This is a genomic window from Sphingobium sp. PNB (genome assembly GCF_019873065.1).
GTDB classification, from domain to species: Bacteria; Pseudomonadota; Alphaproteobacteria; order Sphingomonadales; family Sphingomonadaceae; genus Sphingobium; species Sphingobium fuliginis.
Map to the genome: position 1 here is coordinate 66,419 of NZ_JAINEZ010000001.1, position 25,976 is coordinate 92,394.

Here is a 25,976-nt window from a genome sequence, read left to right on the forward strand (position 1 = left end):
GTCAGGCCAGGGGCTTGCTTACGGGCGAAGGGGCGGAGCCGCCCCGCCGCTTATTTCGCGCTGAGATCCAGCGCGACGTCGACGATCATATCCTCCTGACCGCCGACCATCTTGCGACGGCCCACTTCCGCAAGGATGCTGCGCGTGTCGAGGCCATAGTCCTGCGCCGCCTTTTCCGCATGGCGCAGGAAGCTGGAATAGACGCCCGCATAACCCAGGGTCAGCGTTTCGCGGTCCACGCGCACCGGCCGGTCCTGCAGGGGGCGGACCAGTTCTTCGGCGGCGTCCATCAACGCATAGAGATCGCAGCCATGGTTCCAGCCATAGCGGTCCGCTGCGGCAATGAACACCTCCAGCGGCGCATTGCCGGCGCCGGCTCCCATGCCGGCCAAGCTGGCGTCGACGCGGACCGCGCCGTTCTGCACGGCGACGATGGAATTGGCGACGCCCAGCGAAAGATTATGGTGGGCGTGCACGCCACGCTGCGTCTCGGGCTTCAGCACGCGATCATAGGCCTGAAGCCGCGCCGCATATTGCTCCATGTTGAGTGCGCCGCCGCTGTCGGTGACATAGACGCAGTGCGCGCCATAATCTTCCATCAGCTTGGCCTGCTGCGCCAGCGCATCCGGATCGGTCATGTGGCTCATCATCAGGAAGCCGGACACGTCCATGCCCAGGTTGCGCGCCGCCTCGATATGCTGCTTCGAAACATCCGCCTCCGTGCAATGGGTGGCGATGCGCACCGACCGCACGCCCAGATCATAGGCATGCTTCAGATCGTGCACCGTGCCGATGCCGGGCAGCAGCAGCGTCGTCAGGACGCTATGTTCCAGCACGTCCGCCACGGCGGCGATCCAGTCATGGTCGGTATGTGCGCCGAAACCATAGTTGAAGGACGACCCGCTAAGGCCGTCGCCATGGGCGACCTCGATGGCGTCGACCTTGGCGTCGTCCAGCGCCCGGGCGATCTTCTGCACATGGTCGATGCTATATTGGTGACGGACGGCATGCATGCCGTCGCGCAGCGTGACGTCCTGGATGTAGAGCTTGGTCTGGGTCGGATCGAAGGTCATGCGACGGCTCCTTCATGCATGCGGACGGCGATCTTTTCGGCGGTGCGCAACGCGGCCGAGGTCATGATGTCGAGATTGCCGGCATAGGCGGGCAGGTAATGGGCGGCTCCCTCGACCTCCAGGAAGACGCTGACCTTGAGGCCCGTGAATTCCCCGTCCATCTCCGGAATGCGCAGGGGACGGTTCGATCCGATATGTTCGAACTGCACCGCCTGCTTCAGCCGGTATCCCGGCACATAGGTCTGCACTTCGGCCACCATGCGGTCGATGCTGGCGCGGATCTCGTCCTGGCTGGCGTCGTCGCACAGGCAATAAACGGTGTCGCGCATGATCAGCGGCGGCTCGGCGGGGTTGAGGATGATGATGGCCTTGCCGCGGCTCGCCCCGCCGACGTCGACGATCGCCTGGCTGGTGGTCTCGGTGAATTCGTCGATATTGGCGCGCGTGCCGGGACCTGCGCTCTTGGAGGCGATGGAGGCGACGATCTCGCCATAATGCACCTTCGCGACGCGGTTGACGGCATGGACGATGGGGATGGTCGCCTGGCCGCCGCAGGTCACCATGTTGACGTTCGACGCGTCCAGGTTGGTTTCGCCGTTGACGGGCGGAATGGTGTAGGGGCCGATGGCCGCGGGCGTCAGGTCGACCACCCGCTTGCCATGCGCCTGGAGCAGTTCATTGTGCCGCTTGTGCGCGCCTGCCGACGTCGCGTCGAACACGATGGCGATGTCCTTGAAACCCTCCAGCGCGATCAGGCCGTCAATGCCCTCCGCCGTGATGGGCACGCCCATGCGGGCGGCGCGCTTCAGCCCGTCCGATTCCGGATCGATGCCGACGAAGGCACCCATTTCCAGCGTCTCCGAAAGACGCATGATCTTTATCATCAGGTCGGTGCCGATATTTCCCGATCCGATGATCGCAACCTTGGTTTTGGCCATATCCTTCAAGCCTTTTCGTAAAGGAAACGCATGTCGCCGGCGCCGGGTACGGCCCGCCTCACAGCGCATGAGAATAAGGGAGCTTTGTACTTGACGCCACCGGGCCAAGCTGTGATCTTCTCACATCATGAGAAACAGGACGCCGCAAATCAGTTCGCTCAAGCGGACCCTGGCCATGCTGGAGGAGGTTGTGGCCGATGGCGGGCAGAACAGCGTTTCCGCGCTGGCGCGGTCCATCGACATGCCCGTGGCGACGGCCCACCGGCAGGTGACGACGCTGGTCGAGGAAGGGTATCTGACGCCGGTCGGGCGCGGACGGCATGTCGCCGGGGCGCGGCTGCTGCGGCTCTTGCAGCGGCTCGACGAAAAGCAGTTGATCGTCAACGTCGCCGCGCCCGCCATGCACCGGCTGGCCGTGAAGGCGCGGACGATCGTGCAGCTGGGGACGCTGGAAAATGACATGGTCACCTATCGCCTGAAGATCGGCCAGGGGGCGGCAGGACTGTTCACGCGGGTGGGAATGCAGTTGGAGGCCTATTGCTCCGGCATGGGCAAGGTGCTGCTGGCCCATCTTCCCCGCGGCGAGCGGGACGCCTATCTCGCCAACGGCCCCTTCGTCGCCCTTACCCCGCGCACCATCGTCGATGCCGGCGCCCTGGCATGCGAGCTCGATCTGGTGGCGCGGCAGGGATATGCGATCGACGATGGAGAAATTGCCGAAGACCTGACCTGCGCGGCCGTTCCGATCCGAAGGCCGGACGGCATGGTGCCCGCCGCCATATCCATATCGCAGTCGCTGAGCGCGAGGAAGATCGGGCATGACGAGGTGATCGAACTGCTGCACGCCACGGCGCGGGAGATCGAGCAGGTGGCGTTCAACGCAGCGGAATGAGGCGCCACCGATGACCTGCGCCCGCGTTCGACGCAGCGCGTCCTAGCCCTTGTCGATGATCTCGCGTACCCGTTCCGCCAGGCTGCGGAAGGTGAAGGGCTTGGCCAGCAGTTCGACGCCGCTGTCCAGCCGTCCGTCGCGCATGATCGCATCCCTGGGATAACCCGATGTGTAGAGGATGCGCAGCCTGGGCTGCCGGGCGCGGGCCGCAGCGGCGAGTTCGCTGCCCGACATGCGGGGCATGACGACGTCCGTGATCAGCAGCTTGATCGGCTGGTCCTGCTTGTCCAGCAGGGCAAGGGCGGAGGCACCGTCATGCGCCTCCACCACCCGATAACCCAGCTCGCGCAGCGTTCCCACCGTATAGGCGCGAACATCGTCGTCATCTTCGACAACCAGGATCGTTTCCGACGCGCTGCCGAAGGGTTCGCGCTCGTCCATCGCATCGGCGGGCGGTTCCGCGCTCTGGACGCTGCGCATCAGCAGCAGCGTCACGGTCGTGCCTTCCCCCAATGCCGAGTCGATCAGCACGCTGCCGCCGGATTGCTTGGCGAAGCCATAGACCATGGACAGGCCAAGGCCCGTGCCCTTCCCGACCTCCTTGGTGGTGAAGAAGGGATCGAACACCTTGGTCAGGGTGTCCGCGTCCATGCCGGTGCCGTTGTCGCTTACCGTGATCGCCACATAATCGCCGGGACTGACATGGCTTTCGTCGCTCTGGTGCGCGGCGACCTGCCGGTTGCCCGCGGCGATGGTCAGCGATCCGCCCTGCGGCATGGCGTCGCGGGCGTTCACGGCCAGGTTGAGGATCGCATTTTCAAGCTGGTGCGGATCGGCCTCTATGGTCCAGACGTCGTCCGGCGCCTCGATGGCGATGGCGACCGCTTCGGTGATGGTGCGGGTGAGCAGGTCCGACATGCCGGCCAGCAGGCGGGGCACCTCCACGGCACGGGGGTCGAGCGGCTGCCGGCGGGAGAAGGCAAGCAGGCGCTGGGTCAGCGCCGCTGCCCTTTCCGCACCGCGCATGGCATTGTCCAGCGCCCGGCCCACCCTGGGATCGGCCGAATTGTCGAGCCGCCGCAGCGCCATGTCGACGCTGCCGGTGATGATGGTCAGCAGATTGTTGAAATCATGCGCGATGCCACCGGTAAGCTGGCCGACGGCCTCCATCTTCTGCGCCTGGCGGAGCGCATCCTCCGCCCGCAGGCGTTCGTCTATCTCCTGCGCGACGCGCTGCTCCAGCGTGTCGTTCAATTCGCGCAGCCGCGTTTCCTGAAGCTTCGCATCGGTCACGTCATAGATGACGCCCAGCAGCCGGTAACCGCTACCCTCGCTGTCGCGAATCGCCTCGCCACGGCGGGCGATCCATCGGTCCGCGCCATCGTCGCTGCGGCGGATGCGGAACACGCTGTCGATGCTGGCAGGTTCCGCACCGTCTTCGGGTATCAACGGCTCCTCGTCCTCGCACACGACCGCGTTGATCGTCCTGACCGGCAGCCGGTCGGCGGGGTGGAGGCCGAGCAGCCGGCAGAATTCGCTGGAGACCGACACTGTCGCAAAGCCGTCCCGATATTCGAACGTGCCGATCCCGCCGGCGCTCTGCGCGATGCGGAGCCGCTCCTCCGTGCGCTTGCGGTCGGTCACATCGACCAGCAGCCCGGTGAAACGTATCGGCTCGTCCTGATCGTCAAGCTGGCTCCGGCCCCGGCCGTGCATCCATAATATCGCACCGTCCGGAGCGATGATGCGGAATTCCTTGGAGAAGAATTCGGAGCCCGCCAGCATGCCAGCGACCGCGATGCGGATGCGGGCGCGATCCTCCGGATGGATGGCGCGGAAGAAGGCGGCGGTCGGCAATGGCTGGTCGGCGGCATCGGCGCCCAATCCGTACAGCTCGGCAAAACGGGCATCGACGGTCAGCCGGTCCCGGACGATGTCCCAGTCCCAGGCGCCGCTGGCCCCCGCCGCCGCGAGCACGGCGCGCAATTGATCCGCGTTTCCGATGATCGCTTCGTCAGCCATCCTCGCCCACGATGCGCGAGATGAACTCGTCGAGCAACTGCTTGAGCGTGGCGAGCGAAGGAATGTCCATCAGCATCGCGATATAGCCGCGAATGTCGCGCTGGCGCACCGCAAAGTCGATGTAGAGAAAGAGGACCAGCCCTTCCGACCCTGTCGTTTCGTCGATTTCGAACAGGGTCGCGCCATTGCCCCGCAGCACTTCGGGGATGGTCATGGACAGCGACCGCTTGAGCATGTTGGCCATGGTCGCAAGGCAGCTGTTGAGGATGATGTTGCCCGTCTCGGCCAGCGCCTCCTGCTCCATCTCGACCGCTTCCTCGGCCGAAAGGGCGCCGCCCGTCACCGCCCGAACCAGCTCCAGGCTGTTCGTTTCGGGGAAGATCAGCAAGGCCCGCCCGCAAAAGGGACCCGAAAAATCCTGCCGCACCGCGATCAGGTCGACCACTTCGCGCTCGCTGATCAGGCGGGCGGCGCGGCGCTGGCTCACGACCTCCACCGAAGGGACGGACAGGACGACCTGGTCCCCGATCATCTTCCTCAAGGAAGAGGCGGCGCGGCTCACGCCGATATTCACGATCTCGGTCAGGGCGTCCTGTTCGAGTTCGCTCAGCGCGACGTGGCCCGTTATCATTCCTGGCTGGACCTCAGCTTGAGCGCAGCGCCGGTCAGGAAGCCGGCAAGGCCCTCGCTGGTGACGGGCTTGGCGATGAAGGCGGCGCCGATCGCCCGCGCCTGCGCGATGATCTCGTCCTGGATGTTGGCGGTGATGATCGCGATCGGCATGTCCGGCCTCAAAGCGCGTATCTCACCTGCAAGTTCCAGCCCATCCTGTTCGGTCATGTTGAAATCGATGAGAGCGACTTCGATCCGCTCCTTGCCCAGCAGTTCCAGCGCCTGCGCCCCGCTGCCGGCCTCGATTTTCTGCCAGTCGGGCTGAAGTTCCGCCAATGCCTTTCCCGCGACGATCCGCGCGAGTTTGCTGTCGTCCACGATCAACACGGTAACGGGCATTCATGACTCCACTCAATCTCGACCCGGTCGGGCCTTCAGCTTCTTCTATAGGAAGGAACCGCAATCGCAGATATGAAATTGTTACACCTTGATCCGCATTGGCGATGCAAAGGCGATTTCCCGCAGGAACGGGCTTTCGGGCGGGCCGATGACGGGCCGGCCGGCGGCGAGGACCAACTGCACCACGGCAAGATGCGCCCGCGCCAGCCCGGCGATGTCGATCCTGTGATGGGGATGCTCCAGCAGCGCGGCCAGCAGCGGTTCGGCGTCCTCCACCGTCGCAGCGCCAGAGAGGATGATCCGGTCCTCCTCCACGACCACGCTCATGCCACCAGCTCCGGCAGGTCCAGCACCAGCAGCACGCTGCCGTCGGACATCATCGCCGTACCCGCCACGGCGGGCATGGCGGCCAGCAATCCCGTGCTTTCGCGCACGACGGCGTCGAACCGCTCCCCGAAGGCAGCCACGCGCAGCGCGGTGCGGCAGGGTCCGGCATCGGTCACCACCAGCCGGGCAAGCGCGCCGCTCGTGGGTTCCAGCCCCAGCAGCGCCGCCAGGTCCAGCACGGGCACGGTCCTGTCCCGCAATATGCAGGCATGCGCCTGACCGACCGGCTGGACCGCGCTGGCGTCGATCCGCGCGGTTTCAACGATCTGGTCCAGCCTGACGCCGAGCTGACGGTCCCCCGCCGCGACGACCAGAAGCGGAGTCGTGATCGCATTGGCCGGCAGGCGCAGGGTGATGCGCGTGCCCCGGCCGACATCGCTCTGGATCGCGATGGTCCCCGCCAGCCGTTCGACGGCCACCCGCACGGCGTCCATGCCGACACCCCGGCCCGACAGCATGGTCGCGCTTTCGGCGGTGGAAAAACCGGGGAGGAAGACGATATGCAAGGCTTCCGCGTCGCTGAGCGCGGCCGCCGCCTCGCCGCTCATCAGGCCCTTGGCGACGGCTGCCGCCCGCATCGCCTGCGGATCGATCCCGCGCCCGTCATCGGTCAGGACGATGGAGATATGGCCGCCATCCTGCCGGACGGCAAGCCCGATCCGCCCTTCGGCGGGTTTCCCGCTGGCCACCCTCTGCCCGGCCGGCTCCAGCCCGTGGTCGACGGCGTTGCGCACCAGATGGAGCAGGGGTTCGAACAACTGGTCGGCCAGTTGCTTGTCGACCTGCGCCGTCTCCCCCTCGATGGTGAAGCGGATCGCCTTGTCCACCATGGCCGCGGCCTCCCGCGCCAGCCGCGGCAGGCGGCGCAGCACGGGTTCGAGCGACACAAGCCTCACCTGCGCGACCGAGCGCTGGAGCTGTCCGGCGACGCGGGCGATCTCGTCCTCCGCGGCACGGAGTTCGGCGGCGAGCAGCGGATCGATGGCGCGCAGGCGGGCCGCTATCGGTTGCAGCGCACGGATCGCGACGGCAAGTTCGCCGCTCTGGTCGGCCAGCCGGTCGAGCCGGACCGCCTCGACCCTGAGCGTGGCCGCAAGTTCGGTGGCATAGGGGGCAGAATCGCTTGCCGCTGGAGACGGATTGAACGGCGCGACCGCAATCTGATCGGGCGCCAGCCGGAACGCGGCGCGCACCTGCGCTTCGTCGGCGGCGCTCAACCCCTCTATGGCGGCCATGCAGCGGAACGGCTCGCAGGCGGCGAGGTCCGGCCAGGCATCGCCGGCGGGCAATATGGCGATGCCCAGCAATTGCGGCACATTCTCGACCATGGACAGCGGGTCCTCGCCCCGGAAGAAGCAGTCGGGATCGGGGGTATAGCGGAAGGCCGTTCTCGCCCGGCCGGGGTCGACCATGGCCAGTTCGGCGCGGCTGCGCAGGGCGGCGATCCAGTCCTGATCAGCCGCGACCCGGGGTGAGACAGGCAGGGGGAGGTCAGCTTCACCGGTTTCCCCGTCCCCTGCGATCAGGGCGATCAGGCGGTCCGAAAGGCCGGCGGCGTCGGCGTCCAGGGAAGCGGCGCCCTCCATGGCGTCGATCCAGCGGTCGGTCTGGTCGATCGCCTGCATCAACAGGTCGAGCATGGCTTCGTCCAACGCCCCGTCGCCTTTCCTCGCACCTTCGAGTCGGGCCTCTGCGACGTGGAGCAGCCGTTCCGCCGGCGCCATGTCGAACAGGGCGACCGACCCCTTGAGCGTATGGGTGGCGCGGAACAGCCGGTCGAGCGCCGGGCGATCCCGTGCGTCGCGGCCGAGCGCCACCAAGGCGGCATGCGCATCCGCCACCAGATCGCGTCCTTCGAGCAGGAATTGTTGAAGCAGCTCGTCCATCAGCGCCGACGATAGACGATTGCCTGGCGCAAGCGAACCAGATCGAAGCGCTCGTCGATCCGGGCCATGGATTCGCTATGGCCGAGCAGGAGATAGCCGCCGGGAAGAAGCGCCTCGTGCAGATGCCGGGCGGCGGCGATGCGCGATTCGTCGTCGAAATAAATGAGCAGGTTGCGGCAAAGCACGATGTCGAAGCGGCCCTGGTTCGCCACCGAAGCCGCATCGTTCAGGTTCGCCTGGGTGAAGAGCACGGATTCGCGCAGGTCCTGGACGATCCGTCGGCGGTGCTGATGCTCGCGTTCGAAATAGGCCGCGAGCATGTCCGCCGGCAGCCGGGCGAGGGCGCGCGCCCCATATTGGCCGTCCCGCGCGGCATCGAGCGCGTGGGTGTCGATGTCCGACCCGACGATTTCGACATGATAGGCGTCGACCAGCGGCCATCGCTCCAGCAGCCAGAGCGCGATCGAATAGGCTTCCTCCCCGGTCGAGCAGGGAAGGGACCAGATGCGGATCAGGTCGCCGGGCCGCTTTTCCGCGGCGATCCTGGGCAGGATCTCGTCCGCCAGCGCGGTGAGCTGATGCTCCTCCCGGAAGAAATAGGTCTCGTTGATGGTGACGGCGTTGATCAGCATCTGCCGCTCGTGCGCATCGCGCTCCAGCAGCAGGAGGTAGCGGGCGATGTCGGTTGTCGCGGTCCGGTCCATGCGGTGCGCGACCCGGCGTTCGAGGTAGAAGCGCTTCTTCTCGTCGAACTTCATGCCGGTCAGGCGGTAGAGCAGCGCCGTCAGCCGCGTCAGCGACGATCCCGCAAGCAGCGTTTCGGGCACCTGCGTCATCCCTGCGCCCAGGCGAGGAGCTGCGCCGCCAGTTCTTCCAGCGGCAGGACCAGATCGGCGCCGCCCGCCGCAACGAGCGCGCCGGGCATGCCCCAGACGACCGAGCTTGCCTCGTCCTGCGCCAGCACATGGCCGCCGTCCCGGTGGAGGGCGGCCATCGCCTCCGCCCCGTCATGCCCCATGCCTGTCATCAGCACGGCGACCAGCGCCCGTGGCGGGAACAGCGCCCGCGCGCTTTCGACCAGCCGGTCCGCGCTGGGATGCCATAGCCGATCCGCCCGCATCGGGGCGGCCAGTATCTGGGGCACGCCATCCCGGCGGGAGAAGATCAGGTCCGCGTCTCCCCGCCCGATATAGGCGGTGCCGGGGCGAAGGGGGCGGGGCTGCCGCACCTCCTCCACCGCGATGGCGCATCCCCGGTCGAGGCGGCGGGCCAGCGGCCCGGTGAAGCTGGACGGCATGTGCTGGGCGATGACGATGGGCCAGGGGAAGTCGGCAGGCAGCGGACCGAGCAGCGCGTCCAGCGCCGACGGCCCACCGGTGGAGACGCCCACCAGCACCGCCTCTATCCCTGAAAGCGCCTCGGCTTTCCCGTGCGAAGGAAGGCGGGCGGGCCGCTTGCGGGGTGGAATGGCTGTCGCGGCCCGTCTGGGCATGGACGGGCGGACGGGAGCAGCGGAGCCGCCCGCAAGGCGCGTGGCGGCGGCGCGCCGCCGGACCCGCTCGGTCAGCCGGGCGCTGCGCGGGATGCGGGCGCTGGCGGCCTCGCGGACCTTGGCGACAAGCGTGGCCGCGATTCCTTCGATCTCGATCGACAGCGGTCCCCGCGGCTTGGGAATGAAATCGACCGCGCCCAGCGCCAGCGCTTCCAGCGTCTCGTCCGCCCCGGCTTCGGTGAGGGAGGACAGCATGACGACCGGTGTGGGCCGCTCGACCATGATGCGGTCCAGGCAGGCGAGCCCGTCCATTCCGGGCATGTGAATGTCCAGCGTCACGACATCGGGCTGGAACGCGCTGAGCTGTGTCAGGGCTTCGTCGGCGTTGCGGGCCGTGCCTGTCTCGAAATCCCCGGCTTCTGCGAAGATTTCGGTCAGAAGCTGCCGCATCAATGGGCTGTCGTCGACGATCAGCAGTCGGATCATGGCGCTGGCGTCGGCTGGCGGCGGGCGATTTCGGCCATAAGGGCTTGCTCGGCTGAAGAAAGCAACGCTGCCGGCTGGACGACGAGCAGCGTTCTGCCGCCACCGTCCGAAGCGTGCAGCACCTCTCCGAAAATCCCATCGGCCAGCGCATCGGGAAGGGGTGCGGGAACGAGCATGCTGCGTTCGACGGCAAGGACGGTGCGCGCTTCGTCGACCAGAAAGCCGACGCGCCGGCCGTCGGTGCGGAGCACGATCAGCCGTCGCCGCGCTCCGCTGGCCGGGGAACCCGTCAGACGCATGACTTGATCGACCGCCGCGAGCGGTTCGCCGCCAGCCGCCGCCAGGCCCGCCAGCCACGGCGGCGCCCCGGGCAGCGTGGTCAGCCGCTCCGGCGGCCCCATCACCTTGTCGATGGCCCCGACCGGCAGGGCAAGGTCATGGGGACCGATGCGGACGAGCAGCAGGGACATCCGCTGGCTGGAGGGCGAGGATGCAGGCGCGGCTTTGCCGGTTCGCTGATCCTTCGTCACCGGCAGGCGCGCGGCGGGATCACGCAGCAGTTCGTCGACCGCCAGGATCGACACCAGCCGGCCGCCGCCCTCCGGACGGCAAATGGCGCTGATCCGCGCCTCGCCCTCCGTCCGCAACAGGGCGGTGGGCAGGCTGTCGATCCGCCCGGGCGACACGCGCAAAAGTCCTTCGACATGATCGACCAGCAGTCCCAGATCCTGCCCGCCGAGCGTCACCACGACGATGCGGCGCCGGGCACGGTCCGTCTCCGCCCCCTCATCGCCGGCAAGGCCCAGCAGCGCCGCGAGCGACAGCACGCCCAGCGACCGGTCGCGCCAGCGGATCGTCCCCACCACGGCTGCATCCGCGCCGGGGAGCAGCGCCACGTCGCGCGGCATGCGCAGCACTTGCGCAACCTCCTCCAGGGGCAGGGCGAAGCTCTGATCGCCTATCGCCACGCGCAGCAGCGCCAGCCGGTCGTCCCGCATGGCGTGCCGGACAGGTCGTGCCATGGCGCCGCCTGCGGTGGCGCGTCGCGCACTCGCGCGCAGGGGAAAGGCCTGTGCGATCCATTGGTCGAGGGGGAAATCCTCGATCCTGCCCGCCTCGTCCCCGTCGGACCTTTCCACCGCATCGATGGCCAGGGCGATGGGATCGCTGCCCCCCAGCACCAGCAAATGGCGCGCCGCGCCCAGCGCTTCGCCGCCGGTCATCGCGGCCGGGGAAAGCACCGCGATCGTCTCTCCCCGCACATTGCCCAGCCCCAGCAGACCCGGCGGCGCCAGTGGAACCGGCGTCAGCCGCGGCAATCGGGCGAGTTCGCGCACGCGGCCCGCCGCCACGGCATAGCGCCTGTCACCGGCACGGAAGACGAGCCGGTCGCCCGCCGTCATGCGCCGGACTCTCCGCTGTTGAGCGAGGCGGCGAGAGAGGCGATGTCTTCAATGGCCGCAGCCAGCATTTCCGCGCTCTGCGCCTGCTGGTGAGCGGCAGCGCCCGCCTCCCGCGCTGCTTCGGCCGCCAGTTCGGCCGCCTTGGCGATCTGCTCGCAGCCGCTTCGCACCTCTCGCGCGGCGTGCTGTATCGCCTCCGCGCCATCGAGGATCACGCCATTGTCGGCGCGGGTCGCGTTCAGCTCCGCAGCCATGCCGGCGAAGCGGGCAAGCAGCGCTTCGTTGCGCGTCGTTTCCGTCTCCCCCGCCGCGGCGATCTGGTCGAGCGTGCGCTGCGCGATCTGAATGCCTTCCTGGATGGCGCGCACGACATCCTTGCCTTCTTCGGCATTGGCGGCCAGGCTGCGCGCCAGTTTCCGAATGTCGGCCGTGACGGTCGTGAAGCCTTCGCCCGCTTCGCCGGACCGGGTCGCCTCCACCGCGCCGCTCACCCCCAGCATGTTGGTCTGGAGCGCGCCGAGCGCCAGCGTGTCGGCCACCTTCTCCGCCCGCCGCGCCGTTTCGTTCAGCCTGCCGAGCAGGTCCAGCACGGCGCGCGTGTCTTCGACGGCGGCGCCCACGCCGTCGATCAGGCCGGTCAGTTTCGCGCTTCCTTCCCCGACCGTCGCGACCAGCCCGTCCAGGCTTTCGACCGCGCCGGCCGCCCTGTCCTTTGCAATGGTGGCGCTGGTTTCGATCTGCCCCATGGCGGCGCTGGCCTGCAATGTGGCGGCGCTTTGAAGCTGTGCGCCGCGCGCAATCTGCTCGATGGCGATCTGGATCTGGCTGGATGCGCCCGACAGCTCCTGCACCGTGGCGGATAATTGTTCGGCGGCCACGGCGATCTGCTCGACCTCCTGCGAACCGGCCCGTTCCGTCCCCAGCGCGCCGCTCAGCGCCGCCAGCGCTTCCGCCGTCTGCTGGCTCTGCTCCAGCGAGGCGGCCTGCTGCTCTATCGCCTGCTGCGCCTCGGCCGCCGCGGCGGACTGTTCCTCCGCAGCGCTAGCGACCTGCTCGGCCCCGCGTTCCGATTCCGTGGCGGCGACCTCGGCCTGGAGGGCGGCGGCGGCGATCTCCTGCGCGCCGCCCAGAACGGTGGCGAGGGCGTCCCGCGCTTCTTCCAGGGCTGTGCTGACATGGCTGCCGCTCCGCGCCTCCCCGCTGGCGCGTTCGCTGGCCGCGCGGACCCGCGCCGCAATCGCGCGGACCTCCGCGACGATGCCCGTCGCAATCGCGCGGATGTCGGTCGCGCTGGCCTCCGACGCTTCGGCCAGTTCGCGAACCTCGTCGGCAACGATGCCGAAGCCCCTGCCGCTGTCCCCGGCGCGGGTCGCCTCGATCGACGCGTTCAGCGCCAGCATGCCGGTCTGTTCGGCCAGGTCGCCCATGGCGTCGCCCACCGCGCCGATGCGGGCGGCGGCCAGTTCCAACTGCTCTATCACCGTGACCGAGCCAAGCTGGCGGCGGGCGTTCAACTCTATCGCCGCGACGGAAGCATCGATCTGTTCGGAGATTTCCTTGAACGACGCCTCCAGCCTTTCGGTCTGGCTGCGCGATGCGGCGGCGCGGATGCTCGCTTCCCGAAAATTGGCGCGCAGATGGCCGACGAGGCCGAGCGACTCCTGCGCGGCGCTGGCCGCCTCCTCCGCGCCGCTCGCCATCTGCTCGACATTGCGCTGGAGTTCGGCCGCGGCGGACGCCGATTCCCCCAACCCGCTGGCCAGTTCCTGCGTCGCCTGGTCGAGCCGCTCGACCGCGGTCAGGGGCTTGCGCCTGCGTCCCGGCCGTGCAGGGAGCCGTTTGGGCGGGCTGGACCCGATGGGGGCCACGGACTTGTCCATTGCCGGCCGGTCGTCAGGAGAGGATGCGACCGATCTGCCACGGCCAGCCTTGCCGAGCGCAGCCTTTTTCACCAGGGCCATGGGTAACTCTCTTCCTCGCTTCGATTTCCTACCCGCATAAGCGAGGCGGAAGGCGCACGCCATATCTCCGTGAAAAATGGCAGGGGTGGACTGGCGGAACCGCCGCTTCGCGCAGCCCGCTCAGGATTCCTCGCTCAGCGCGGCGGGCACGTCATAGCCCCACTCCGCATATTTGCGGGCGACGACTGATGTCATCAGCGCGAGTTCGGGGGAGCGGTCGCCGGGACGATGGCTCAAGATGATGGGGGACGTGGCGGGTTCGGCCAGTTCGCGAAAGGCGACGTCGTGGCTGCGCGCCCGCCGGACCGATTCGGGGACGATCGCCATGCCTTCCTCCGCCGCGACGAGGCCGATGGCGATCTGAAGCTCGCGCGCTTCATGGACGATGCGCGGCTCAATCGCCTGGTCGCGGAACAGGGAAATCACTTGATCGGCATAGCTGGGGCGCGGCGCGCGGGGATAGACGATCTGCGGTTCGTCCGCCAGTTCGCGCAGCGAAATCGGCCCTTCGCCGCTTGCCAGGGGATGGTCGATCGGAAAGGCGGCGACCAGCTTTTCATCGCGCAGGATGATGCGGCGCACGCCCGGATCCTCGAACCGGATGCGGCCGAACCCGACATCGATCCGCCCTTCCTTCAGCGCGGCGATCTGGTCCAGCGTGGTGCTTTCCACCATGACCAGTTCGACATTGTCGGCGACCTTGCGGAACGCGCGGATCAATTCGGGCAGCCGCGCATAGATGGTCGAGGCGACGAAGCCGATCACCAGCCGCCGCCGCCGGCTGGTCGCCGCCGCCTTCACCATCGCCTCCACATCTTCCATGCGGCTCAGCACCTGCACCGCCTGCGCATGCAGCAGGCGCCCCACGCCGGTCAGCCGCAGCGGACGGCTGGCGCGGTCCAGCAGAGGCGCGCCGACATGCGCCTCCAGCTGCTGGATCGCGCGCGACAGCGGCGGCTGCGCGATGTGCAGCCGTTCCGCCGCGCGGTTGAAATTGCCCTCGTCCGCCACGGCCACGAAGTAGCGCAGAAGGCGCATGTCCAACATGATGATACCTCCGGAGTATGACTTTCCGGCCGCGTCGACCTTGAACCGCCGACGGCCGGGCAGACGGCCTTGCCTGAAACCGTAAGCTTTCCGGAGATTCGTCGCAATGTCCGCATCGGGACCGGGACGATACTTTCGTCGTCGATCGGCCGTGCCGAAGGCATGCGGCCCGGTGCCGGCCCATCTGGGCAGAGGGGCGGTTTTGCGTGAAGTCGTGGCTCCGGCGCGCCAGTCGGCGGCGCCCGGCGCATCTCTCGCGCGGCTCCATGCGTTCAGGGCGGAAGAAGGAGACGGACATGGCAGAGCTGAACGCAATCAAGGAACATATGGACATCATCGGCGCCGACGGCGTGCACATCGGCACGGTCGACAAGGTGGAAGGCGACCGGATCAAGATGGTCAAGGCCGACAGCGGATCGCATGGGGACCATCATCATTTCATTGCCGGCGGGCTGGTCGCCGCGGTGGAAGGGAATCAGGTCCGGCTTTCGGCCTCGGGTTCCGCAGCGGTTCTCCTGGAGGAGGAGGAAGGCGGCGAAGCGATCATGGACGACGGCAACTGACCCAGGCCGTAGAGCGGAGGATCGTCATGGCTGCGGATGCGCAAAGCGATCATAGGGCCGAGGTCGGGAACATGACCGATGAGGAACTGATCGACAGCTGGGAAACGGCCTCGGACAAGGAGACGGAGAATCTGTCCCCCTTCCTTCAGGCCGTGGTCGAGGAAATGGATCGGCGCAAGATCGCCTTCTCCGTCGATCCGGGAGGCGCATGATGGCGGGCACCTTCAGGAAAGGCGATCCCGTGACATGGAAAAGCCATGGCGGACAGGCCCATGGCAAGGTGGTGAAGAAGGTCACCGAAACCACGCGGATCAAGGGCCACAAGGTGGCCGCCACGCCGGGCAATCCCGAATTCATCGTGGAAACGGACGAGGGCAAGCGGGCTGCGCACAAGCCCGATGCCCTCAGGAAGCGGTAAGCGCCTCGCGGGTCGCCTCAATAACCGACCGCATAGCCCATGCGGCGGGGGTCCGCCCCGCCCATGCGCGCGCCCGATGGATCGACTGCTATGCCCTGGACGCTGCCGATCGCATAGGGGCCGACCTTCTCGATCCGGTGGCCCATGGCCGTCAGCCCTTGCAGCACCGGATCGGCAAAGCGGCCCTCCGCCTGCACGGTAATGGCAGCGCCGGGCCTGTAGAAATTCGGATCGGCATCGAGCGCGAAGCGCGGCGCCTCTATGGCTGCCTGGATCGGCATGCCGCGATCGACCATGTTCACCAGGAACTGGAATTGTGTCTGGCCGATCGTTTCGCCGCCGGGCGATCCGAACACCAGGTGCAGCCGGCCCTTGTCCAGAACGATGGTGGGGCCGTTGCCCAGAAGCGCGATCCTGCCGGGCGCGACCTTGTTCGGGTGCCCGTCATAGGGTGCGGTGGACCCCAGCCTCAACCCGTTGTTGAAGAGGATGCCCGTATCGCCCATCACCAGAAAAGTGCCGAAGCCGCCGCCAATGGTGGTCGTGACGGCGATGGCGTTGCCGTCCGCGTCGACGGCGGACAGGCTGGTCGTGTCGCCCCCTCGCGTGCGGTCGTCGCCCCGCGCCGCGAAGCGGGGCCGCGCCTGTTCCAGCGCCGCCCGGTCGAAGGCGGCGGCATTGCCGCCCTCCGGATAGAGGCCCGCCCGGGCCGGATCGATCAGCCTGCGCCGTTCCGCCGCGAAACGCTTGGAGAGCAGGCCCTCGACCGGCGTCTGGGCGAAGCGGGGATCGGCGGCGTAGCGATAGACATCCGCCTTGGCGACCTTGATCGCCTCGATCAGCAGATGAATGAGCTGCGGCCCCTCGGCGGGCAGGGCGGCCAGGTCGAAACCCTCGACCAGATTGAGCTGCTCGCACAGTTCCAGCCCGGTGCGGGAGGTCAGCGGACTGCTATAGACGTCCAGCCCGCGATAATGGGTGCTGACCGGATCGCTCCAGCGCGGTTGATAGGCCTTGAGATCGTCGAGGCGCAGCCAGCCGCCGGTTTCGGTCGAAAAGCGCGCAAATTCCTGCGCGATGGGGCCTGAGTAGAAATAGTCATAGGCGGCTTGCAGGGCACGATCCCGGTCCGCGCCGCCCTTCAGCGCCTTCGTCTCGGCATCGGCCAGCGCTTGCAGCGTGCGGGCGAGATTGGGATTGCGGAAGATCGAGCGGGCCGCAGGCGGCTGTCCATCCGGCAGGAACAGGGCGGCGCTGGTCGGATAGAGGCTCAGCGTCTTTTGCGCCCGGCCGATGAACAGGGCGATGGACGGGTCGAGCGGGTGGCCGTCGCGGGCATAGCCGATCGCCGGCTCCAGCAATGTGGCGAGCGGCAACCTGCCGAATCGCCGGGCAAGCGCGATCCAGCCGCCAAAGGCCCCGGGCACCGTCAACGCCTTCGGGCCATGGTCCAGCGCCTTGGGATCGACCTGCGGGTCGAGCAGGCGCGGCGCGCCGCCGGTGAAGGCGAGCGAGTGGACCTTGCCCGCCTTGCGGTCGAGGCAGGTGGCGAAGCCGTTGCCGCCCGCGCTCGATGCCCAGGGTTCGACGACATTCATCACCGCCATGGTGGCCACCACCGCGTCGGCCGCGCTGCCGCCCTGCATCAGCATGCGGGTTCCCGCCATGGCGGCCAGCGGATGACCGGCGGTGACGCCGCCATGCGGCATCGGCACTTCGACACGGTGCGCCGCGACGCTCGTTCCGCCGGAGCGGGGCGCATCGGGGGCACGGGCGCCCGATTGCGCGCGGGCGGCGGATGGAAGGCCCGTGAGCGCCAGTCCCGCAAGCCCGGCGGCCAGCAATTCTCGACGGTCGAGCGCTTCCGGGCGCCGGGGCTTATCGGGAGCGGACATGGGTCAACCTTCGATCCTGGGGGCAAGGGAAAAGGGGATGCGGCGCCGGGAGCATGGCGCCGCATCCCGCCGCATCAGAAGGATTTCTTGATGCTGGTGTACCAGTAGCGCGCCTGCGGCTGGTAGAGGTTCGACAGATAGCCGCCCGACGCCAATGGCGGGTCCTTGTCGAAGATGTTGCGCGCGCCGATCTGGATGCTCGTGTCGTTGAGCGGCCCGCCATTTTTGAACGTATATTGGGCATAGAGATTGACGGTCGTCTGTCCCTTCACGATCCAGGGATTGGTCGAGCCATCGCGTACCGCATTCTCATATACGCTGTCGATGAACTGCGTATAGGCGCCGATCTTGACCGGCCCCAGCGTCCAGTCGAGCGTCGCCGCGATCCGCCAGCGCGGCTGGCCGTCGCGGCCCACCACGTCGCCCCCGCCCTGGATCGGCACGCCCGCATTGACCAGGCCCGCGGAGCGCCCGTCGATCACCGCCGTCACCCCTGCCGGAGCATCGACATAATAGCTGATCAGGCGCGATGCGTTGACGTTGAGGGAGAAGGTGCCGATCGATGCGGTCGGCAGCAGATAGTCGAGGTTGAAGTCGATGCCCTGCACCGTCACCGGCAGCAGGTTCTCGAAATTGGCGACCACATAGAGAAGCTCGCCCACCGGGGCGAGCCCGGTGCCCGCCACCAGCGCCACGTCGTCCGCCGTGGGATCGCGGCGCACGACATTGGGATTGCTGCTGCCCTGCACGCGCCGCAGATAATCGAGGTTGAGGCCGTTCTGATAGTCGAGCAGGCCGACCACATTCTTCTGCTTGATGCGCCAGCGGTCGACGGTGAACGTCACCTTGCCCCAGCCGTCGCCCAGCGGCGGGGAAATGACCGCGCCAAAGCTCCAGCTTTCCGATTCCTCCGGCTTCAGATTGGGATTGCCGCCGCTGCGCCGCAGGACGGAGATGCTGCGGTTGCACTGGGAGAAGTTGGCAATCCGCCCGGCGCGCAGGTCCGCTTCGCAGAGCACATAGTCGATGCCGGTGTTCACGCGGTCCAGCGTGGAGGTATTGATCACCTCAAGGTTCGGGGCGCGGAAGCCCTGCGACCAGGAACCGCGCAACCGCATGCCCTGAAGCAGTTCCCAGCTTCCCGCGATCTTCGGCTTCGCGACCGATCCGACGTCGCTATAGTCTTCATAACGTCCGGCGATCTGGAAATCGAGGCTGCGGAAGAAGGGAACCTCCATTTCCGGACTGAAGATAGGGATGGCGAGTTCCGCATAGGCGGACTTCACGTTGCGCTTGCCGCGCACGTCGGGGCTGGGACTGGCCCCGCCCAGGTCGGAACCGTAGAAGATGCCGGTGACGGCATCGGTATAGGTGGTGTCGACCCCGCGAATGCCGCCCTGATAGGGGGAACGATTGTCATGGTAGGTTTCGCGGCGATATTCGACGCCTGCCGCGATGCCGATGCTGTTGTCCGCCCACAGGCCCAGCAGATGGGCGTTGGAGATCTTGAAGTCCCACAGGGCCAGCGACGTGCGTGTCTTGCGCGTCGCCTTGATGCGGAAGCTGTCGATGGTCGCGTCGCTGTTGGGCGTGCAGTCGCCGATGGACGGCGCGTCGACGCAACCGCCGTTGAAGGGGTTGTAGGCGTCGGGCGTCGTGCGGTTGATCGCGGCCTGCAGCAAAGTGTTGGAGAAGTTCTCCTGCGTATCCGCGGCGGTGGCCCATGTATAGAGGCCGGCCGTATCCCAGTCCCAATTGCCGATATTGCCCTTCAGGCCACCCAGGAAGCGATATTGATAATTGGTCACCTCCACGCTGCGCGACCCGACGTCGACATAGCTTAGGGACGTGATCTGGACGGGCAGGCCCGTCGCCGGAACGACGGCGGTGCTGAGCCCGGGCAGGCGGTTGGGGGAACCGATGGGCCCAAGCGGATTCCAATAGGCGTTGGCGGCGACGGTGATCGGGATGTTCGCCAGCGAACCCGGCGCGCCGATGATCGCTTCCGTCTTGCCGCGATAGAAGCCCGCTTCGCCATAGAGGGTCAGGTTGTCGGTCAGGTCGAAATGCCCGTTGGCGAACAGGTTGATGCGCTTGACCGAAGGCTGGGTGGTGAGGTCGTCGAACGTCGCGGGCGAATTGAAGCGCAGGTTGGAATCGACGTTCGCCATTTCCGTCGCGCCGTTGCCGTCATCATAGCATGTGCCGGTGGTGCCCGACGGGATGCGGCATCCGCTGTTGGTGCTCGGTTGGATGTGGAACTGGCTGGAACTGTTGGTGAAGGCGACGCCGTTGCTGGTGATCGTCCGGTTGAGGAAGGTGCCGTTGGCGGCGGGGCTGAGTGCGCGGAACGTGCCCCAGGGCGTGCTGGTGCTGGTGCCGTTGAACGCGGAGACGCCGGCGAAGCTGGTGCCCGCGACATAGCCGCGCCGGTCGACATTGGCGGTATAATCCTGATCGCTGAGATAAAGCTTCGACTTCTGCGCATAGCCGGCGAACAGGGTGATGTTGCCGCGTCCCTCGCTGAAATCCTTGCCGATCAGGCCATTGACGGTGAACTCGCGAAGATTGGTACCTTCGGCTCCGCCATATTGCGCGTCGAACTTGGCGCCGTTGAAATCGGAATTGAGGACATTGTTGACGACGCCGGCAACAGCATCCGAACCGTAGAGAGCCGCCGCGCCGTCGCGCAGCACTTCGACGCGCGCTATGTTGCCGACGGGAATGGTGTTGGCGTTATAGCCGAAAGTCGGGACGCCGGAATCGATGACGCCGGTGATGGCCTGTGACGTGGGGTGCAGCACGGTGCGGCGGCCGTTGATCAGCAGCAGCGTGTTGCCTTGGCCCAGGCCGCGCAACGATACGGTGGAAACGTCGCCGCGCGCCGCGTTCGCATTGCCGCCGCCCAGCACCTGTTCGTTGAAGGTCACGCCGCCCAATTGCGGGATGGACCGGAAAAGATCGGCGCCGGACACTGCGGCCACCGCTTCGATCTGCTGTTCGCCCACCACGCTGACGGGCAGCGCGCCGGTCGTGTTCGCGCCCCTGATCTGGGTGCCGATGACGACGATCTCGGCGTCTGCTCCGCTGTCCTGCGGAGCGGTGTCGGCTGCCGTCTGCGCGTGAAGCGCCCCTGCCGTCAACGCCCAAAGGCTGGCTCCCGCCAGCGTCGAAATGCTGTTCCTTCTCACCCTCATCTTGCTGTTCCCCTGTGATGAAGCCCGTCCGCCGATCCCTTCGGCGGACGGGCTTTGCGCGGTTCAGCTATCGGGCAGGTGCGCGCCGATGAATCCCGTGCACGACAGGCGGTTGTTCTTATATATTGGGAATTGGCCCAGACTGTGCATTCGCGGATCCCCCGATAGCTGGAGTTCCGGCATCATCCCCTGTGGACCATGTTGTTTCCGGCCCCACGCCGGCAGCATGCATTGACGGACGAAACGCCCACTATCGCATCCGTTCGGGAGAGTAGAACTGATCAGAACATGATTTCCGCCATGGCCGGATGAATATTTTTAAAATTCCATGAAATTTCCTGAAGCATAGTGGAAAGCAGGATCATTCTCGTTACAGGGAAAGGACCGGCAAGGCAGATGCCTGCTTTCCCTCGGGTAGCGCTGACTATGCCGATTACAGGGGATCTTCGTTCATGACCGATACTGCAGGGCAGGGATTGAGCCGTCGCGACTTCGCGGCATTGGCTGTGGGGGGCGTCGCCCTGGCCCAGGCGGGAGCCTCCGCGCAGGACGCGGCGCCCGCCGCCAGGGCGCCGCTGGAGCCGACCCGGCTGGTGAGCGCCGGCGAAACGCTGCGGCCGGAGATCGTCGGCAATTTCGGCATCGTCGCCGCCGGGCGTCATTATGCGGTGGCGGCGGGGACGCGCATATTGATGGCGGGCGGCAATGCGACGGACGCGGGCGTCGCGGCGGTGTTCGCGGCCGCCGTGACGGAGATTTCGCATTTCGGCTTCGGCGGCGAAGCACCGACCATCATCTACGACGCGAAGGCAAAGAAGGTCTCGCTGGTGAACGGGCAGGGCGTCGCGCCCATGCTCGCCACGCCGGACAGGTTCGCCAGGGCGGGCGTCATTCCCGGCAACGGTCCCAATGGCGGCACCGTCCCCGCCATGGTCGACGCCATGGCCCTGGCCTTGCAGCTAAACGGCACGATGACGCTCGATCAGGTGCTGCAACCCGCCATCGAACTGGCCGACGGTTTCGTCATGTATAACTTCCTGGCCGAAGTCTTCGCCAGCCAGAAGAAGGCGACGTCCAAGTGGAAGGACGCCTATGACACCTATTATCCGGGTGGGGCATTGCCGAAAGTGGGCGAAATCTTCCGCCAGCCCAATCTGGCGAAGACCATTCGCATCATCGCGGAAGCGGACCGGGCAGCCTATAAGAAGACGAAGGACCGCAAGGCTGCGATCCAGGCCGGGCGCGACGCCTTCTACAAGGGGGACGTCGCCCGGCGGATCGGCGCGGCGATGGAGCGCGACGGCGGACTGATGCGCTATGAAGACCTCGCCGCCTATAAGGGCAAGGTCGAAACCCCGACGATGACCAGCGTCTTCGGCTATGAAGTCTATAAGGGCGGTTTCTGGAGCCAGGGCCCGGCCATGCTGATGGCGCTCAACATTGCGGAGGCGGCGGGCATCGCGTCGATGGAGCCGGGGTCCGCGCCCTATCTCCACATCGTCGCGGAATCGATCAAGCTCGCCTTCGACGACCGCAACGCCTATTTCGGGGACCCGGATTTCGCGACCGTGCCGATGAAGGGCCTGCTGTCCAAGGCCTATGCCGCCGAGCGCGCGAAGCAGATCGGGCCGAAAGCGTCGCTGGATCATCGCTATGGCGACCCCTGGGCGTTCGAAGGCAAGGCTCGCACCACGCCCGCCTTCACGCCGCATATGCTGAAGGCCCCGCCGCGCCCGACCGCCGACACCACCGCCATCGAAGTGGTCGACAAGGACGGCAATCTGTTCAGCGCCACGCCCAGTTCGGGCTGGTTGCTGGGCGGGGCCTATATCGCGGGCGACACTGGCGTGCCGATGAGCAACCGCTTGACCGTCTTCGACCTCGACCCCGAAAGCCCCAATGTGCTTGTCCCCGGCAAGCGTCCGCGCACGACGCTCTCGCCCTCCATGGTGCTGAAGAACGGCGCGCCCTATCTGGCGATCGGCACGCCGGGCGGCGACAATCAGGACCAGCAGATCATGAACGTGCTGCTGCGCGTGCTGGCCTTCGACCAGCCGCTCCAGGCCGCGATCGAGGCGCCGCGCATCAACAGCAACCATTTCCACGCCTCCTTCGCGATCAAGAAGGATGAACCGGGCGTGCTGGAAATAGAGAATCGCGTGCCGCAGGCGGTGCGCGACGATCTGGCCGCGCGCGGGCACAAGCTCGACGTGCTGGGGCCTTTCGCCGTCTCCACCGGCATCGTCGCGGCGGGCGTCGTGCCCGGCAGCGGCACCCTGCGCGGCGGGGCGGACGTGCGCCGCGAACGCTATGTCTTCGGCTGGTAAGAGGACCGATCGATGAAGTCTCCCCTGAAATATCTGTCCATTACCCTGCTGTCGGCCTGCGCCGTGCCGGCCTATGCCCAGCCCGCCAATCTGCCCCCGCCGGGTGGGGAAAAGCCCATCGCCTTCGACGTGCATGAGGGCACCTCCATGGCCGTGTCCGTCTCGCCGGACGGCAAATGGCTGGCGGTGGACCTTCAGGGAAGCCTCTGGATCATCCCCGCCAGGGGCGGCAAGGCGAAGCGCATCACCGACTATTTCAACGATGCGCGCCAGCCGGTCTGGTCGCCCGACGGATCGCGCCTCGCCTATTTCGCCTATCGCGACGGCGGCTACGATCTCTGGACGATCAAGCCCGACGGCAGCGACATGCGCAAGCTGACGCTGGGCGCGTGGGATGATCGCGAACCGGCCTGGTCGCCCGATGGGAAGACCATCGCCTTCTCCTCCGACCGCAGCGGCAATTACGACATCTGGACGCTGGACGTCGCCAGCGGGGCAGTGAAGCAGGTCAGCAGCAATCCGCGCGAGGACCGGATGCCGAGCTGGTCGCCCGATGGCGCGAGGATCGCCTATGCGGGGATAGAGGGCAGCAAGACGGCGCTCTACGCAACGACGCTGGCGGACGGCAAGGAAAGCCTGCTCAAGCAGGTCGAGGGCAGGGTGGATGCGCCCTCCTTCGGCCCCGGCGGCGAACTGGCCTATGTGGTGCAGGACGCGAAGGGCAGCCATCTGGAGGTCGACGGCAAGGCCGTCAGCGGGACCGAGAATGTCTTTCCCTTCCGCATAAGCTGGGGGAAGGGCGGCTATTATTACGTCTCGGACGGCAAGATCAGGCACCGGAGCGGCGGACGCCTCTCCACCGTCGATTTCGCCGCCACGCTGGAGGTGGTGAAGCCCAGCTATGCGCGGGCGAAGCGCGACTGGGATTCCACCGCGCCGCGCAAGGCGCTGGGCATCGTCCATCCCACCATCTCGCCCGATGGCAGCCGCATCGCCTTCGTGGCGCTCGGCGATCTCTACCTCCTGTCCTCCAAGGGCGGCGTGCCGGAGAACCTCACCAAGGACGCCGCGCTGGACGCCGATCCCGCATGGTCGCCTGACGGGCAGAGCATCGTCTATACCTCCGACAAGGGCGGCGGCCTGCCGCAACTGTGGATACGCGATCTCAGGACCGGCAAGGACCGCAAGCTCACCGACATGGACACCCAGCCGCTTGGCGCGGCCTGGTCGCATGACGGCGGGCGCATCGCCTTCCTCGACGTCGACGGGCGCTGGGGCGTCGCGGGCGTCTGCGTCGTCGACGTGGCGAGCGGGAAGGTGACGCGGCTTCAGGCATCGCTCGGCCAGCCGGGCAGCCCCACCTGGTCGGCGGACGGCAAATATGTCGCCATCGCGCTTTCCTACAAATATTCCAACAGCTTCCGCGAGGGCACCAACCAGATCTACGTCATCCCCGCCGATGGCAAGGGCGAACCCTTCTGGCAGGTGCCGCAGGACAATGCCGGAACCGACACGCGGGGCGGCGGCGGTCCCGCCTGGTCGCCCGACGGCACGAAGATGGCGGCGATCTACGAAGGGCTGCTCAAGATCTGGCCCGTCGCCGCCGACGGCAAGCCGATGGGTCCGCCGCGCAGCTACACCTCCGAAATCTCCTATTTCCCGACCTGGACCGCCGACAGCCGCACCATCCTCTACCAGTCGTCGGACAAGCTGAAGGCGATCGATACCGAAACCGGCGTGATCCGGGAGGTTCCGGTCGATCTTACCTATCGCCTCGCCAATCCGACCGGGCGGATTGTGATCCATGTCAGCAATCTGGTCGACTCCGTCCGCGACGAGACCCAGCATGACAAGGACATCGTGATCGAGGGCAACCGCATCGCCGCGATCCGCGATCATGATCCGGCGCTGCATCAGGCGGACCGCTTCGTCGACGGCACCGGCCTCACCGCCATCCCCGGCCTGATCGAGCATCATGCCCATCTGCAAAAGGATTTCGGCTCCAATCTGGAACGCGCATGGCTCGCCTACGGCATCACCACCGTGCGCGATCCCGGCAATCAGGTCTATGATGCGATAGAGGACCGGGAGGCAGCCGAAGCGGGCGTGCGCATCAGCCCGCGCCTCTATGTCAACGGGCCGCTGTTCGAATGGCAGCGCGTCTATTACAAGATGGGCGTCGCCGTTTCCGGCCCGGCCCATCTGGAGCGGGAGCTGGAGCGCGCCCGCATCCTCAAATATGACATATTGAAAAGCTATGTCCGCATGCCCGACATCTACCAGCGGCGCATCGTGGAGGCGGCGCACCAGATGGGCGTGCCGGTCACCGGCCATGAAATCTTCCCCGCCGCCTATACAGGCGTCGACGCGACCGAGCATCTGGGCGCGACCAGCCGCCGCGGCTATTCGCCCAAGCAGGGGCCGATGGGCATGGCCTATGAAGATGTGATCCAGCTTTTCGGCAGGAGCGGCCGCACGCTGACACCCACCAATTTCGGCGCCCTGACCAATTATCTGGAGAAGAACCCGTCCTATCGCGACGATCCGCGCATCAACCTCTATCCGCTCTGGGCGCGCAAGACGGTGACGGAAAGCGATCCGATGGCGGCGCTGTTGCGGCCGATGATGGCGGGCAGCCTGACCAGCCTGAAGAAGATGTTCGATGCCGGCACGCTGGTCGCGGCGGGCACCGACACGATGATCGCGACCAACCTGCATGCGGAGCTTTCCTCCTATGTGGATGCGGGGCTGACGCCCTTCCAGGCCTTGCAGACGGCGACGGTCAATTCGGCCAAGTCGCTCAACCTGGACGCAGGGACGCTGGAGGCTGGCAAGCTGGCGGACATTACCCTCCTCGCGGGCGATCCGCGGGAGAATATCGCGAACACTTTCAATGTGAGGAAGGTGATCGCCAACGGAAAATATTATGACGTCGCAGAACTTGTTTCCGGCGGGCAATGATACCGCAACATAGGCAT

At 66.8% G+C, this 25,976-nt stretch carries 20 protein-coding genes; 6 read left to right on the top strand and 14 right to left on the bottom strand.

Going from position 1 to position 25,976, the window contains the following annotated elements:
- Positions 1-50 precede the first annotated feature (50 nt).
- Both dmpG and K7W03_RS00285 read right to left on the bottom strand, forming a co-directional pair.
- The gene (dmpG, locus tag K7W03_RS00280) at positions 51-1,073 is read right to left on the bottom strand and encodes a 4-hydroxy-2-oxovalerate aldolase (protein WP_048576899.1); all 1,023 of its coding nucleotides are present in this window, start codon (positions 1,071-1,073) and stop codon (positions 51-53) included.
- Complete coding sequence (locus tag K7W03_RS00285; protein WP_061936050.1) at positions 1,070-2,011, bottom strand: acetaldehyde dehydrogenase (acetylating); 942 nt, start codon at positions 2,009-2,011, stop codon at positions 1,070-1,072. Before K7W03_RS00285 ends, dmpG begins: the two co-directional genes overlap by 4 nt.
- Positions 2,012-2,138: 127 nt before the next feature.
- Here K7W03_RS00285 and K7W03_RS00290 point away from each other — a divergent pair, with 127 nt between their 5' ends.
- Complete coding sequence (locus tag K7W03_RS00290) at positions 2,139-2,903, top strand: IclR family transcriptional regulator (RefSeq protein WP_222885187.1); 765 nt, start codon at positions 2,139-2,141, stop codon at positions 2,901-2,903.
- A 42-nt stretch (positions 2,904-2,945) separates the two neighbouring features.
- On the opposite strand, the gene K7W03_RS00295 is transcribed toward K7W03_RS00290, so the two are convergent.
- From K7W03_RS00295 to K7W03_RS00340, 10 genes are all read right to left on the bottom strand, one after another.
- On the bottom strand, positions 2,946-4,925 hold the full coding sequence (locus K7W03_RS00295) for a hybrid sensor histidine kinase/response regulator (protein WP_222885188.1): 1,980 nt from the start codon (positions 4,923-4,925) through the stop codon (positions 2,946-2,948).
- Positions 4,918-5,556 (bottom strand): chemotaxis protein CheX, encoded by a 639-nt coding sequence (locus tag K7W03_RS00300; protein WP_025549510.1) that lies wholly within the window; start codon positions 5,554-5,556, stop codon positions 4,918-4,920. Before K7W03_RS00300 ends, K7W03_RS00295 begins: the two co-directional genes overlap by 8 nt.
- Entirely contained in the window at positions 5,553-5,936 is a 384-nt protein-coding gene (locus tag K7W03_RS00305; protein ID WP_025549511.1) for a response regulator, read from the bottom strand. Before K7W03_RS00305 ends, K7W03_RS00300 begins: the two co-directional genes overlap by 4 nt.
- Before the next feature lie 81 nt (positions 5,937-6,017).
- Positions 6,018-6,263, bottom strand: a complete 246-nt coding sequence (locus tag K7W03_RS00310; RefSeq protein WP_222885189.1) for a hypothetical protein — start codon at positions 6,261-6,263, stop codon at positions 6,018-6,020.
- Positions 6,260-8,209: a chemotaxis protein CheA gene (locus K7W03_RS00315; RefSeq protein WP_222885190.1), complete on the bottom strand. Its 1,950-nt coding sequence runs from the start codon at positions 8,207-8,209 to the stop codon at positions 6,260-6,262. The genes K7W03_RS00310 and K7W03_RS00315 overlap by 4 nt, the downstream gene beginning before the upstream one ends.
- On the bottom strand, positions 8,209-9,045 hold the full coding sequence (locus K7W03_RS00320; protein ID WP_222885191.1) for a CheR family methyltransferase: 837 nt from the start codon (positions 9,043-9,045) through the stop codon (positions 8,209-8,211). The genes K7W03_RS00315 and K7W03_RS00320 overlap by 1 nt, the downstream gene beginning before the upstream one ends.
- Entirely contained in the window at positions 9,042-10,187 is a 1,146-nt protein-coding gene (gene cheB, locus K7W03_RS00325) for a chemotaxis-specific protein-glutamate methyltransferase CheB (protein WP_222885192.1), read from the bottom strand. Before cheB ends, K7W03_RS00320 begins: the two co-directional genes overlap by 4 nt.
- Positions 10,184-11,590, bottom strand: a complete 1,407-nt coding sequence (locus K7W03_RS00330; RefSeq protein WP_222885193.1) for a chemotaxis protein CheW — start codon at positions 11,588-11,590, stop codon at positions 10,184-10,186. The genes cheB and K7W03_RS00330 overlap by 4 nt, the downstream gene beginning before the upstream one ends.
- Positions 11,587-13,551, bottom strand: coding sequence for a methyl-accepting chemotaxis protein (locus tag K7W03_RS00335; protein WP_222885194.1), 1,965 nt, complete (start codon positions 13,549-13,551; stop codon positions 11,587-11,589). The genes K7W03_RS00330 and K7W03_RS00335 overlap by 4 nt, the downstream gene beginning before the upstream one ends.
- 120 nt (positions 13,552-13,671) lie before the next feature.
- Entirely contained in the window at positions 13,672-14,595 is a 924-nt protein-coding gene (locus K7W03_RS00340) for a LysR family transcriptional regulator (protein WP_025547710.1), read from the bottom strand.
- 299 nt (positions 14,596-14,894) lie between these two features.
- On the opposite strand from K7W03_RS00340, the gene K7W03_RS00345 reads away from it, so the two are divergent.
- From K7W03_RS00345 to K7W03_RS00355, 3 genes are read left to right on the top strand one after another with little or no spacing between them, the layout of a single operon-like run.
- Positions 14,895-15,161: a DUF2171 domain-containing protein gene (locus K7W03_RS00345; protein ID WP_048578136.1), complete on the top strand. Its 267-nt coding sequence runs from the start codon at positions 14,895-14,897 to the stop codon at positions 15,159-15,161.
- A 26-nt stretch (positions 15,162-15,187) separates the two neighbouring features.
- Positions 15,188-15,373 carry a hypothetical protein gene (locus K7W03_RS00350; RefSeq protein WP_044661103.1) on the top strand — a complete coding sequence of 62 codons (186 nt, stop codon included), beginning with the start codon at positions 15,188-15,190 and terminating at the stop codon, positions 15,371-15,373.
- Positions 15,373-15,579 (top strand): DUF2945 domain-containing protein, encoded by a 207-nt coding sequence (locus tag K7W03_RS00355; RefSeq protein ID WP_044662960.1) that lies wholly within the window; start codon positions 15,373-15,375, stop codon positions 15,577-15,579. Before K7W03_RS00350 ends, K7W03_RS00355 begins: the two co-directional genes overlap by 1 nt.
- 17 nt (positions 15,580-15,596) lie before the next feature.
- Here K7W03_RS00355 and K7W03_RS00360 read toward each other — a convergent pair whose 3' ends face one another.
- Positions 15,597-17,474 carry a gamma-glutamyltransferase family protein gene (locus tag K7W03_RS00360; protein WP_222885195.1) on the bottom strand — a complete coding sequence of 626 codons (1,878 nt, stop codon included), beginning with the start codon at positions 17,472-17,474 and terminating at the stop codon, positions 15,597-15,599.
- A 74-nt stretch (positions 17,475-17,548) separates the two neighbouring features.
- Positions 17,549-20,671 carry a TonB-dependent receptor domain-containing protein gene (locus K7W03_RS00365; protein WP_173664335.1) on the bottom strand — a complete coding sequence of 1,041 codons (3,123 nt, stop codon included), beginning with the start codon at positions 20,669-20,671 and terminating at the stop codon, positions 17,549-17,551.
- 452 nt (positions 20,672-21,123) lie between these two features.
- Here K7W03_RS00365 and K7W03_RS00370 point away from each other — a divergent pair, with 452 nt between their 5' ends.
- Positions 21,124-22,998: a gamma-glutamyltransferase family protein gene (locus K7W03_RS00370; protein ID WP_222885196.1), complete on the top strand. Its 1,875-nt coding sequence runs from the start codon at positions 21,124-21,126 to the stop codon at positions 22,996-22,998.
- Between the two features lie 12 nt (positions 22,999-23,010).
- The gene (locus K7W03_RS00375; RefSeq protein WP_222885197.1) at positions 23,011-25,959 is read left to right on the top strand and encodes an amidohydrolase family protein; all 2,949 of its coding nucleotides are present in this window, start codon (positions 23,011-23,013) and stop codon (positions 25,957-25,959) included.
- Positions 25,960-25,976: the final 17 nt, after the last annotated feature.